The organism is Amycolatopsis acidiphila, assembly GCF_021391495.1.
Lineage (GTDB): Bacteria > Actinomycetota > Actinomycetes > Mycobacteriales > Pseudonocardiaceae > Amycolatopsis_E > Amycolatopsis_E acidiphila.
The window spans coordinates 3,605,320-3,617,211 of record NZ_CP090063.1 but is presented as its reverse complement, the minus strand read 5'-3'; the positions used below and the strand labels follow the sequence as shown (position 1 = coordinate 3,617,211).

Annotated in this window: 13 protein-coding genes; 7 read left to right on the top strand and 6 right to left on the bottom strand. The window is 71.0% G+C overall.

The window, feature by feature from the left end; genetic code table 11:
- The 4 genes from LWP59_RS17575 to LWP59_RS17560 are packed head-to-tail and all read right to left on the bottom strand — an operon-like array spanning nucleotide 1 to nucleotide 3,795.
- Nucleotides 1-1,074 (bottom strand): MSMEG_0568 family radical SAM protein, encoded by a 1,074-nt coding sequence (locus tag LWP59_RS17575; protein WP_144631931.1) that lies wholly within the window; start codon nucleotides 1,072-1,074, stop codon nucleotides 1-3.
- 10 nt (nucleotides 1,075-1,084) lie between these two features.
- Complete coding sequence (locus tag LWP59_RS17570) at nucleotides 1,085-1,597, bottom strand: MSMEG_0572/Sll0783 family nitrogen starvation response protein (protein WP_144631934.1); 513 nt, start codon at nucleotides 1,595-1,597, stop codon at nucleotides 1,085-1,087.
- Between the two features lie 24 nt (nucleotides 1,598-1,621).
- A complete protein-coding gene (locus LWP59_RS17565) occupies nucleotides 1,622-2,437 on the bottom strand; it encodes an amidohydrolase family protein (RefSeq protein ID WP_144631937.1) in 816 nt (271 codons plus the stop codon).
- A 26-nt stretch (nucleotides 2,438-2,463) separates the two neighbouring features.
- Nucleotides 2,464-3,795, bottom strand: a complete 1,332-nt coding sequence (locus LWP59_RS17560) for an MSMEG_0569 family flavin-dependent oxidoreductase (protein WP_144631940.1) — start codon at nucleotides 3,793-3,795, stop codon at nucleotides 2,464-2,466.
- A gap of 287 nt (nucleotides 3,796-4,082) precedes the next feature.
- Between LWP59_RS17560 and LWP59_RS17555 the strand changes: the two genes are divergently transcribed.
- Nucleotides 4,083-4,709 (top strand): ClpP family protease, encoded by a 627-nt coding sequence (locus LWP59_RS17555; protein ID WP_144631943.1) that lies wholly within the window; start codon nucleotides 4,083-4,085, stop codon nucleotides 4,707-4,709.
- The gene (locus LWP59_RS17550) at nucleotides 4,706-5,296 is read left to right on the top strand and encodes a ClpP family protease (RefSeq protein ID WP_144631946.1); all 591 of its coding nucleotides are present in this window, start codon (nucleotides 4,706-4,708) and stop codon (nucleotides 5,294-5,296) included. The genes LWP59_RS17555 and LWP59_RS17550 overlap by 4 nt, the downstream gene beginning before the upstream one ends.
- A gap of 10 nt (nucleotides 5,297-5,306) precedes the next feature.
- Here LWP59_RS17550 and LWP59_RS17545 read toward each other — a convergent pair whose 3' ends face one another.
- Together LWP59_RS17545 and LWP59_RS17540 are read right to left on the bottom strand one after the other, a co-directional pair.
- Entirely contained in the window at nucleotides 5,307-5,654 is a 348-nt protein-coding gene (locus LWP59_RS17545; RefSeq protein WP_144631949.1) for a helix-turn-helix domain-containing protein, read from the bottom strand.
- 116 nt (nucleotides 5,655-5,770) lie between these two features.
- Nucleotides 5,771-6,559, bottom strand: a complete 789-nt coding sequence (locus tag LWP59_RS17540; RefSeq protein ID WP_144631952.1) for an IclR family transcriptional regulator — start codon at nucleotides 6,557-6,559, stop codon at nucleotides 5,771-5,773.
- 247 nt (nucleotides 6,560-6,806) lie between these two features.
- On the opposite strand from LWP59_RS17540, the gene LWP59_RS17535 reads away from it, so the two are divergent.
- From LWP59_RS17535 to LWP59_RS17515, 5 genes are read left to right on the top strand one after another with little or no spacing between them, the layout of a single operon-like run.
- A complete protein-coding gene (locus LWP59_RS17535; protein WP_229857732.1) occupies nucleotides 6,807-8,471 on the top strand; it encodes a class I adenylate-forming enzyme family protein in 1,665 nt (554 codons plus the stop codon).
- A complete protein-coding gene (locus LWP59_RS17530) occupies nucleotides 8,468-9,343 on the top strand; it encodes a cyclase family protein (protein ID WP_144631955.1) in 876 nt (291 codons plus the stop codon). Before LWP59_RS17535 ends, LWP59_RS17530 begins: the two co-directional genes overlap by 4 nt.
- Nucleotides 9,340-10,527 carry an acetyl-CoA hydrolase/transferase family protein gene (locus tag LWP59_RS17525; RefSeq protein ID WP_222425381.1) on the top strand — a complete coding sequence of 396 codons (1,188 nt, stop codon included), beginning with the start codon at nucleotides 9,340-9,342 and terminating at the stop codon, nucleotides 10,525-10,527. The genes LWP59_RS17530 and LWP59_RS17525 overlap by 4 nt, the downstream gene beginning before the upstream one ends.
- The gene (locus tag LWP59_RS17520; RefSeq protein ID WP_144631958.1) at nucleotides 10,524-11,534 is read left to right on the top strand and encodes a phosphotransferase family protein; all 1,011 of its coding nucleotides are present in this window, start codon (nucleotides 10,524-10,526) and stop codon (nucleotides 11,532-11,534) included. Before LWP59_RS17525 ends, LWP59_RS17520 begins: the two co-directional genes overlap by 4 nt.
- On the top strand, nucleotides 11,531-11,887 hold the full coding sequence (locus LWP59_RS17515; RefSeq protein ID WP_144631961.1) for a hypothetical protein: 357 nt from the start codon (nucleotides 11,531-11,533) through the stop codon (nucleotides 11,885-11,887). Before LWP59_RS17520 ends, LWP59_RS17515 begins: the two co-directional genes overlap by 4 nt.
- Nucleotides 11,888-11,892 lie beyond the last annotated feature (5 nt).

The following is an 11,892-nucleotide window of genomic DNA, read 5'->3' as shown; positions in this document are numbered from 1 at the left end:
TCAGGCTCCCGCCGCGCTGAGGGCACCACACGCGCCACACGCCGCGCAGCCCGCGACCTGGTCGGCGCCCGTCATGCCCGCCGCTCGAAGCAACGCCGCGACGCGTTCCGTGACGTCCTTGACCACTGTCACGGACGGAGCCTTCGCGCCGTCGCGGCGGGCGAGGGTGCCGAGCATCGGGCGCATCGGCACCACGAACGGGTACACGCCGCGCTGGATGAGCCGGCCCGCGCCTGCCACCAGCTCGTCCGGGTCCTCGCCGAGGCCGATCAGGAGATAGGTGGATACGCGGTTGCGGCCGAACACGCGCACCGCCTCGTCCCAGGCCGCCTCGTACTCCGTCATCGGCACTGTCGACTTGCCCGGCATCCACCGGCGGCGCACCTCGTCGTCGAGGGACTCCACGTGGATGCCTACCGAGACAGCGCCCGCCTGGTGCAATTCCGTCAGCACCGCCAGATCGCCCGGCGGCTCGATCTGCACCTGGATCGGCAACCCCGGCACGGCTTCGAGGACCCCTCGGACACAGCGCACGAGATGGCGGGCGCCCCGATCGGGACCCGCGGTGGTGCCGGTGGTCATCACCATCTGCCTGACCCCATCCAGCCGGACGGCGGCCTCGGCCACCTCCGCGAGCTGCGCCGGGGTCTTCGCGGCGATGGTCGAGCCGGCGCGCAGGGACTCCTCGATGGTGCAGAAGCGACAGCGCTGGTCCTCGGCGTACCTGATACAGGTCTGCACGACGGTTGTGGCGAGCACGTCCCGGCCGTGCAACAGCGCGATCTGCCGGTACGGCACACCGTCCGCCGTCTTCAGGTCATAGAAGTTCGGCCGGGCCACGGGTTCCACCGTCAACCCGAGGTCGATGCGGCCGTCGTAGACGCGTCCTTCCCGCACGGTGTAAGGGCTGTCCGGATCGAGCGGCAGCGCCGCGTTGGCACCGTCGACGACAAGATGGCCGTCGTCGCTCGGACCGGCGCCCTTGCTGCGCTGGACGGGCGCGTCCCAGCGCACGCCGCGGACGGCAACATCCACCCTGGCTTCGAAAGAGTTCTGCTCGGTGCCAACGCGCACTGCGGCTCCCCTAGAACATGTAGGTCGAGTTGATGATGGCGCCCTTGCGGGCGTAGTGGATCAAGGCGTCCTGCACGTCGAGCGGATGCGCCGGGATCACGCCTTCGATCAGGTCCTCTTCCCGCGCGCCGTGCAGCGAGAGCCCGAACCGGCAGCAGTACACCTTGCCGCCCTCGGCGATGAACGTCTTGAGCTGGTCGTTGATGTTCATCTCGCCGGGGAACGCCGCGTTGCCCGTCGTGGGGAAGCCGCGGGTGGCAAGACAGTTCAGTGAACCGGGACCATAGAAGTAGATCGCCGTCTCGAAACCCTTGCGCAGTGCTCGGGTCGCCTGCAGGATCGCCACGAAGCTCACCGACGACTCGTGCGCGATACCGTGGACCAGCGTGAAATACGTCTCCCCGTTCTCCGCCTTGTAGTCCGGGAAGATTTTCGTCCCCCCGTACAGAGTGGACCCTTGCGGCAGCGCGGGGTGCGGGATCTCGTCGAGACTCTTCTGCTCCAGGTCGGTCAACTCGGGCATGCCAGCTCCTTCGATTTCTGTTGTTCAGCCGTAGAGTTTTTCGAAGTTCTCCCGGAACACCAGTTCGGAGAGCTCACCGCCGGCGGTGGCCGCCCGCATCCGGGCGTACTCCCCTTCCCGGTCGCCCCAGGGCTCGTCGCTGGCGAACAGGATCCGGTCGTGGCCGATGCCCCGCCAGGAGATCTCCTCCGCCAGCCATCGGGGGGCGAACCCGATGGCCCACGACAAGTCTGTGTAAACCCGCTTCCCCGCTTCGATCCAGTCGAAGAACCGGGAACCTGCGAGCTTGATGTGACCGCTCATGCCGCCACCGAAGTGCACCAGGTGCACGGCGACGGAATCGCCGTACCACTCGACGAGATTGCCGACCTCGTCGATGTCCGAGGCCGCGCCGGGCGAGGTGTGCACGTGCACGACGAGATCGCGCTCGCGCGCCACCTCGAAGATGCGGTCCAGCGCCGGGCGGCAGGCGGGGTCGCTCGCGCGCCCGCCGAGGAGAAAGCTCAGTTTCAACGCCCTCACGCCCGCCTCCGAAGACAGCGCAAGCGCTCTCTCGGTGCGGTCACGGTCGCCCGGGAGCGGAGACACCCACAGCCCGGCACGGATCCGGTCGTCGGTCTGCGCGGCTTCGACGCAGAGTTCGTTGAAGGCGAAGGAAACGTCCGTGCCCGGCACGCCGTAGTTGGGGATGACCAGCGCCCGCTCCGTGCCTTCCGCATCGAGGTCGGCGATCAGCTCCGCGATGGTGGCGCGGGCCCTGCTGTCCGGGTGCACGGGCGGGCCACCGTAGAACGGGTACGCCGGCAGCACGCCGAGATGACGATGGGCGTCGAATACCATGGAATGTCCTCGGGTTTCGGAGAAGGTCAGGCGACCGTGCGCGGCGCGACCCAGTCGTCGTTTTCGTAGCTGCCGCGGGGGACGCCGGCGAGCCAGCGGACCTCGTGGCTCTTGCCGCCCCGGTACAACAGCTCGATCCTGCTGGCGAGGAACTCGGCGTCGGCCGCCACCCCGCAGAACCGGCCCGAACCCCAGGTGTACTGCCAGGGCAACCCGAGGAAATACAGCCCTTCGCAGCTGGTCACGCCTCTGTCGTGGGTCGGGTAGCCACGGCCGTCGAAGATCGGGACGTCGATCCACCGGTGGTCGCGACCGAAGCCGGTGCTCCACACCACCGACGTGATCCCACTGTCCGAAAGCGACAGTTCAGCCGGATCCGCGTCTGGTTCCCAGACCGGCGTGTACCGCTCCTCGGCCGGGGCGCCGATCCGCTGTTCGGCGATGTATGCGTCGATGGAACTCTTGATGCCCTCTGACACGGCATCGGCGGCGTCGAGGTTCTTGCGCAGGTCCGGCCGGAACCGGAGAAACCCACTGTCAATACCGGACAGCCGGCCGTACAACCGCATGCCCTCGAGTGCGAACGCGCGCAGGTCGATGTCGTGCCCGCCGTCACGGCCGGTCACGTAATGGTTGGCACGGAACCGGACTGCGTCGGCGTCGGCGAACTCGTCGATCCCCCTGCGGTAGTAGCCCATTTCGTCGAGCCACGCCACGACATCACGGCCCCGGTACCGCCGGGCGACCCGCGGCGCGCTGCCGACGGACAGGTGAACGCGCCGGCCCGCGAGGTGCAGGTCCTCCGCGATCTGGCAGCCGGACTGCCCTGTGCCGACCACCAGCACCTCACCCGCGGGCAGCTGCCCGGGGTTTCGGTACTGCGAGGAATGCAGCTGCACCAGCGATTCCGGCAGCCGCTCGGTCATCCGCGGGATCAGCGGCACCTGGTACGGCCCGGTCGCGACGACCACCTGGTCGGCGGTCAGGTCGCCCTGTGAGGTGCGCACGAGGAACCCGTGCGGGGTGACGCGCAACCTGGTCGCCCCGACGCCCTCGACGACCGGCAGGCCGAACGTCCGCGCGTACTCCTGGACGTAGGAGACGATCTCCGCGCGCCCCATGAACCCTTCGGGATCGCCGCCGCGGTAGGGAAATCCCGGCAACTGGCACTGCCAGTTCGGCGTGACCAGACAGAACATGTCCCAGCGCCGGTCACGCCACTCGTGGCCGACCTCGTCGCGCTCGAGCACCAGGTGGTCGATCCCCCGGGCGCGCAGGCAGTAGCTCATCGAAAGCCCGGCCTGCCCGCCGCCGATCACAAGTACGGAGTGATGCCGGCCATCGAGTGGATGAGACACCGAACGCCCTCCTCGCGGGTACTGTCGCTGATGAGGACAAGTACAGCCAGGAGCTATTTCCGATCAGTTTCATCCGGAACAACCGCCTGTTACGGGAACCTCCGTTTGTTAACGACTGAGCAGCCGGAAGCGCCGGGGTTCGGCTGCGGGGCGTACTCCCACCACCTCCGGACAGTGGCGACGGCCGGTCCTTCGCCCGCGATAGATAGGTCCCGGCCTGCTGAGGGCTGATCTGCTGACAGCAGAGATACCGGCGCACCGCACGGGGGCGGCGGCATTGTCGGGGCATGACCAACGACGAGAAGCAGCCGCTGTTCGACCACCGGCTGCGGGACCGGTTCTTCAGCCGGCGGGTACTGGTCCTCGACGGCGTGCTCGACGACGACAACGGGACGGTGCTCGCCACCCAGCTGCTGTCCCTCGCGAGTGAGGATCCCCGGAAGGACATCGCGTTGTGGATCCACTCGCCGGGTGGCTCGGTGCCCGCGATGCTGGCAATTCGCGACGTGATGCGGCTCGTGCCGTGCGACGTGGCCACGCTCGCGCTGGGGCTGGCGTGCAGCGCGGGACAGTTCCTGCTGTCCGCGGGCACACCGGGAAAACGCTTCGCCCTTCCCCACGCCCGAATCCTCATGCACCAGGGCTCGGCGGGGATCAGCGGATCGGCGGTCGAGGTGGAGGTGCAGGCCGACGACCTGCGGCACACCCGGGACACGGTGCTCGGGATCATCGCCGAGGACACCGGCCAGCCGATCGACCGGATCTTCGCCGACTCGCTGCACGACCGCTGGTTCACCACCGGGCAAGCACGCGAGTACGGCTTCCTCGACCACGTCGTCGACAGTCTCGAGCAGGTCGTGCCCGTGCGCACCCACGCCCTGGGGCTCGGCTCATCGACGGGAGCCCGCGCATGAGCACCTACACCATCCCCAACGTCATCACGCGCAGTGCGGGTGGCGAGCGGATCATGGACGTCTACTCACACCTGTTGTCGGAGCGGATCGTCTACCTCGGCACCGCGATCGACTCCGGGGTGGCGAACGCGTTGATCGCCCAGTTGCTGCACCTGGAGGCGGACAACCCGGAACAGGAGATCAACCTGTACATCAACTCCGAGGGAGGGGACCCGGCCGCGATGCTCGCGCTCTACGACACCATGCGCTTCATCAAGGCGCCGGTGGCGACGACGTGCGTGGGTCAGGCGGTCGCGGCCGGCGCGGTGCTGCTGGCCGCGGGCGAGGCCGGGCACCGTGCCGTGTTGCCCCACACCCGGGTGGTCCTGCACCAGCCTGCGGCGCAGGGCCGAGGCACCATCCCGGACCTCATCCTGCAGGCCGACGAGGTGGTGCGGGTGCGCACCCAGCTGGAGGAGATCCTCTCCGCGCACACCGGTCACGACGTCGCGGCCCTGCGGCACGACACCGACCGGGACCGCGTGTTCGACGCGGCGGGTGCCGTCGGCTATGGCCTCGCGGACCAGATCCTTGAACGCCGAACCTGAAACCGCGGACTCAGGCGGCCATGAGCACCGGTCCCGCAGGCCGGCGCCCGACCTCGAGACGCGGCCCGCGCCGCTGCCGGACGGCGCCCGCGATGTCGGCGAGCAGGCCGGCCAGGTCGACGCCGAGCGCACCGGCGACCGCGGCGATCATCTCGCTCGAGGGTTCCTTGCGACCGCGTTCGATCTCCGACAGGTACTGCGGCGAGATGCCGGCCCGCTCCGCGATGTCGACGAGGCGGCCACCCTGCTCCTGCCTGATCGCGCGCAGGCTCCGGCCGAGCACCTCACGCCACAGCGGCTCCGGCTCGCGATCCGGCGCGGGGCCACGGTTCTGGTGAAAGGGGAGAACGTCCGCCATACCGGCATCCTGACACCGGTCCGGCGTCCAGCGGCAGCGGTTCCGCTCCCAGCGGAAACCCACCCGCCTGTGTAGCGGAGTCGGTCGAGCCGGACCCGCCGCCGGGGCGTGCCCGATCACTGCTTGGTGGCCACGCCCGGCCGGGTCCCGCCCTCGGAGTGGACGCGGCCGAGGTCGCGCTCGATCGCCCTGGCCGTGGTTCGCGCGGCGCGGAGCAGGTTTTGCTGCTCCTCGGGCGTGATCGTGTTGCTCAGCGCCGAGACGTGGATGGCGGCCACCACGGCGTCGTGGTCGGCGCGGATCGGCACGGCCAAGCCGACGACCCCGACGATCGCCTCCTCGTTGCTGACCGCATAGTCCTCCGCCACGATCTTGTCGAGCTCGCGCTCGACCTCCTCGGGCTCGGTCAGGGTGTGCGGGGTGAGCCGCGGCCGCTCGCCGGCGAACAGCTTGCGCCGCAGCTGGCGGTCGTGGGCGGCGAACAACTTCCCGACCGAGGTGGCGTGCAGGAACAGCGACTGGCCGAGCCGGATGTCCACGGTGACCGGGCGTGAGCCGGGGAAGCGGTCTACGTAGGCGACCCGGCGGCCGAAGGGCACGGCCAGGTAGATGTCGTCCCCGGTCTCCCGGGCCAGCTCCTGGAGATGCCGCCGGCTCAGTGCCCGCACCTCGAGGCCGTCGACGATCCGGATGCCCAGCCGTACCGCGCGCGGACCGACCGAGTACCGCAGGTCCTCGGTGACGGTGGCGACCTCGGCGGTGACCATCCGCTGCAGCAGGTTGTGGCTGCTGCTGATGGGCAGGCCGAGCCGCTTGCAGATCTCGGTGACGGTCATCCCGTCCGGGCGGCCGACCAGCAGCTCCAGCACGTCGAAGGTCCGCGAGTACCGGTCGTTGCTGGTCATTCCACCGCCTCTGTGTCCGTCCGATCACTCTGATGATAGCGGCCGGGCTTCCGATAGCCGAAGCACGTTTCAAGTATTGAGCACCTTCCCTCCTGAGTGAGGTCGCCTTGACGAGGGCGAGGCACCGTCACTAGATTCAGAACTACGAAAGCTGCTTCGAATTTTCGAGGCCCGCCTGGCGGGGTCGCCGATCACGGGGCGAGCCACCACCGCAGACAACCGTCACAGCACGAGGAGGCCCATCGCCGTGCCCAAGGTCCGCGCCGCCGCTCAGGACTCCTCCCTCGAGGTCGCATCCCTTCCCCCGCAGGTGCGGACGATCCCCGAACTCATCGACGCCCGAGCGGCCGGCACCCCGGACGCCGAGGCGCTGGTCGCGGGCGGGACCCGGTCGACCTACGCGGAACTCGCCGCCGACAGCCACGTCGCCGCCGGCGTGCTCGCCGAACTCGGGGTGACCGAGAGTGCCGTCGTGGGCCTGATGGCCCCCAACGTCCCGGAGTGGGTCCCCGCGGCCGTGGGCGCGATGCGGCTCGGTGCCCGGGTGGACGCCTTCAACACCTGGGCGAAGGCCTACGACCTCGACTTCCTCCTGGGCTCCTCGGCCGCCTCGGTGCTCGTCCTCGCGGACCGGGTCCGCGGCGCCGACCTGATCGCGGAGCTGCGTTCCCTGGTTCCCGAGATCGATCGTCCCGGTCCGCTGCGCAGCAGCCGCTTCCCGGCGTTGCGACACGTCGTGGTGCTCGGCGAGGACGTCCCGGCGGGGGCCCACTCCTGGCAGCGGCTCGTCGCCGAGCACACCGGGAGAGCACCGGCCGTCGCGCCCCCGGGCCGGGGCGACGCTCCCGCCTACGTCCTCTACACCTCCGGCTCCACGAGCAAGCCCAAGGCCGTGCCGCTGTGCCACCGCGATCTCGTGGTGAACGGCTTCCACATCGGCGAGCGGATGGGGCTCCGCGAGACCGACCGGGTCTGGTTCGGCTCACCGCTGTTCTGGAGCTATGGCTGTGCCAACGCGTTGATGGCGACGTTCACCCACGGCGCCTGCTTCGTCCTCCAGGAGCAGTTCACCGCCGCCGCCACCGCCGAACTGATGGCCCGCGAGCGGGTCACGGCCGCCTACCTGCTCCCGACGATGATCGACGCGCTCGTTGCGGAGGCCGCCCAGGAGATCCGCGCGGTGACCTCGCTGCGGACCGGACTGACGATCGGGCGCCCCGACGCGGTCGACAAGGCCGCGGGCCCGTTGGGGATCGAGGGGATCTGCAACGTCTACGGATCCACCGAGACCTACGGCAACTGCTGCGTCACCGACCATCGGATGCCGCTCGAGCGCAGGCGGATCACCCAGGGCAGACCGCTACCGGGTGTCGAGATCCGGATCGTGGACGAGGAGACCGGCACGGTCCTGCCTGCCGGGGAGCCCGGTGAGGCGCAGGTACGCGGCCGGCTGACCCCCGGCTATCTCGGCGACGACGCCGCCACCGCCGCCGCGTTCACGGCCGACGGCTGGTTCCGTACCGGAGACCGCCTCGTGGTCCACGCCGACGGCGCCGTCGCGTTCGTCGACCGGTCGACGGACATGATCAAGACCTCGGGCATCAACGTCTCCCCCGCCGAGGTGGAAAGCTTCCTGACCGACCATCCCGGGGTCGCCGGGATTCTCGTCGTGGGCGCGCCGCACCCGACGAAGGACGAGGTGGTGGTGGCCTTCGTGGTGCCCGCAGACGACGGAGTGACCGAGGAGGACCTGATCCGCTACTGCAAGAAGAACATCGCCGGGTACAAGGTGCCGTGGCTGGTCTCGCTGGTCGGCGAGCTGCCCCGGACCGGGACCGGCAAGCTCGTGCGGCGCGGCCTGCGTGCCCGCGCCCAGGAGCTGGTCGACGCCCGGCTGGCGGTGGGATCATGACCGGCAACTGGGGCCGCTGGGGCGCCGAGGACCAGCTCGGCGCCCTCAACCTGGTCACTCCCGAGGTCACCCGCCGGGCCGCCGGGCTGGTGCGCGAGGGCCGCACGGTCTCGCTCGCCCAGCCGCTCGGTCCGGCGAGCCCCTCCCCCGGACACCGGCCGCGCCCGGCTCGCTTCATGAACCGGGACGCGGGCGACTACGCCCTCGGCGCGCGAACCCCCGGCGGATTCAAGTTCGCCGAGGACACCGTACAGTTCCCCACGCACAGCGGCACGCACGTCGACGCGCTGGCCCACGCCTGGTCCGGCGAGCACCTCTACAACGGCCATCCCGAGGCCTCGACCCGCACCACCCGGGGCGCCCAGCGCTGCGGTGCCGAGCACCTGGCTCCGGTCGTGACCCGCGGCGTGCTGGTCGACCTGGTCGCCGCGGCCGGTGCACCGCTGCCGCCCTCGGCGCCGGTGGAGGTCGAGGACCTCGAACGCGGGATCGCCGAGGCCGGCGTGACGCCGGAACCGGGCGACGCGATCCTCATCAGGACGGGCTGGTGGGAGTCGCACGGGTCCGTGGACGACTACTTCGCCGACGAGCCCGGCATCACCGGCGATGCCGCGGCCTGGCTCGCCGCCCACGACGTGGCGCTCGTCGGGGCGGACAACTACGCCGTCGAACGGCAGACCGCGGCACCCGGTTTCCCGGCACACCTGGTCCTGCTGCACCAGCACGGCGTGCCGCTGATCGAGAACCTGGACCTCGCCGGGCTCGCCGCGGAGCTCGCCGGCGCCGGCCGGTCCACCTTCCTGCTGCTGTTCGCCCCGTTGCCGCTCGTGGGTTCGACGGCCAGCCCGGTGACCCCGGTGGCCGTCCTGTGAGCGAGTGGCTGTCGCTGATCCGGTCCGGTGATCTCGTGGTGGTGGCACAAGGAGTCGGCGAGCCGACCCCCCTGCTGGAGGAGCTGCTCGCCGCCGCGCCCCCGGGGATCGAGGTCTTCGTCGGGTTCTCGCACAGCGACGCGCTGGCAGCACCGGTACGGGTGCCGTTGCTCTCGTTCGGCGCGATGGGCCCGCTCGGCAAGCCGCCGCACCGCGGATCGGTCGAAGTCGTGCCCGCCCACTTCGACGACCTGCCACGGGTGCTGCCGCATCGAGGCCGGGACCTGGTGCTGCTGATGCAGGTGACCGCGGCGGGCCCGGACGGCAAGCACGGGCTCGGCATGGCGGTCGATCACACCTACGCGCTGATCGGGCAGTCCCGGTGCGTCGTGGCCGAGGTCAACTCCCAGCTGCCGGACACCTCGGCGCCCCGGCTGGCCCCCTCGACGTTCGACGCCCTGGTGCCCGGTTCGCGCGCCCTGCCGGTGGTCCCGGCACCGGCGATCGGCGAGCCGCAGCGACGCATCGCCGAGTACGTCGCGGAACTGGTCCCCGACGGCGCGACACTGCAGCTGGGCATCGGCGCCGTGCCGACAGCGATCGGCCGGTGCCTCGTGGACCGGCGCAATCTCGCGGTACGGTCCACGCTGGTCGGCGACTGGCTGCTGGACCTGGCCTCGGCGGGTGCGCTGCGACCGGGCCCGGCCGCCGTCGTGATCAGCGAGGCGGCCGGCTCGCCGGAGCTCTACAAGTACGTGGCCGAGTCGGCCGTGCAGGTGCGCCCGGTCCGCGAGGTGACCGGCCCCGCGGCCGCCGGTGCCGTCGAGAACTTGGTGGCGGTGAACTCGGCGCTGCAGGTCGATCTCACCGGCCAGGTCAACGCCGAGGAGATCCGCGCCGGGTTCGTCGGCGCCATCGGTGGCCAGGCCGAGTACCTGCGCGCGGCGCAACGTTCGGCGGGAGGCCTGGCGATCGTCGCGCTGCCGGCGGCCGCGGGGCAGCACTCCCGGATCGTCCGGCGGCTCGACCCACCGACGGTGACCACCGCGCGGTCGCACGTCGATCTCGTGGTCACCGAGTACGGCCTCGCCGATCTGCGCGGGCGGAGCCTGCGCGAACGCACCGAGTCCTTGATCTCCGTCGCGGCACCGCAACATCGGGCCGCTCTCCGGGAGGGGCAGTGACAACGAGCGGAGACCTGACCGGGGCCGACGAGGTCGGCGATCGGTTGCGCCGGTTCCTGGCCGACCAGCCGGACGCCCGCGACGGCGAGATCACCGGGCTGACCAGGGCGGGCAGCGGGCGCTCCCGGGACAACTGGCTGTTCGACCTGACCGTGGACGGCGCCGTGGAGCCGCTGATCCTGCGCACCGACCCCGAGGGCGGGCTGATCGACACCGACCGGGCCGTGGAGTTCGGGGTGCTGCGGGGGCTGGAGAAGAGCGGGCTGCCCACCCCGATCGCGCGCTGGCTCGACGCGGACGGCAGTGCCCTGGGCCGCCCCTCGCTCATCATGCGACGGCTGCCGGGCAGCTGCGACTACCGCGTGCTGCGCGACCCCGCACGTCCGCTCGAGGAGCGCGTCGCACTCGCCCGCACCTTCTGCGAGCTGCTTGCCGCGGTGCACGCCGTGGACTGGCCGGCACTCGGACTGGGCGCGACACTGCCCGATCCGGGCCCGAAAGCCGCCCGAGCCGAGCTCGAGCGCTGGGCGGGGGTGCTGCGCGCGGACCAGCTCGAACCGTGGCCCGAGATCGAGTACGCGATCGCCGTGCTCGGCGAGCGCGCCCCGCGGTCCGCCGGCACCGTGCTGGTGCACGCCGACTTCAAGCCCGGCAACATCCTGCTCCTCGGTGACCAGGTCAGCGCCCTGCTCGACTGGGAGCTCGCCCATCTCGGCGACCCCCTCGAGGATCTCGGCTGGGTCACCCAGCCGCTGCGCGCGGGCGAGCACACCATCGACGGCGCCTGGGCGGCCGCGGACCTGGTCGCGCACTACGAGCGCACGAGCGGGAACGCGGTGGACCCCACCGCGTTGGCCTGGTGGGTCGCCTTCTCCACCTTCAAGACCGCGGTGATGCAGGTCAGCGGTCTCCGCGCGTTCCTGGAAGAGCGCGCCGACGAGCCCTACCGGCCCACCCGCCGTGTCCTGGCCACGATGCTCGACGCCGTCCTGGAGGGAGTCGCGTGAGACCGACGATCGACGAGCAGCTGACCGGCGCGAGCCGCCTGCTCCGTCTCGCCGAAGCCGATCCGGAGATCGCCCCGGGGGTGGCAGGGCTGGTCCGCAACGCGCGCCGGCTCGTGGAGCAGGCGGGCACGGCCTGGTCGGCCGCCCTGCCCTTCCTGCGGAAGGACAACGCCCGCGTCGCCGCGCTGCTCGGCGTCGACGAGCCGGGAACCACCGGCCTGGCTGAGACGGCCCGGCGCAACGAGGAGCTGCGCGAAGAGCTGTCCCGCCGGATCCGGGCGCTGCCGCCCGGGCCCGAGCGGGCCGCAATCGGCTCCTACCTGCGCTCCCGAGTCGATGCCGACCCCACCTGACGTGC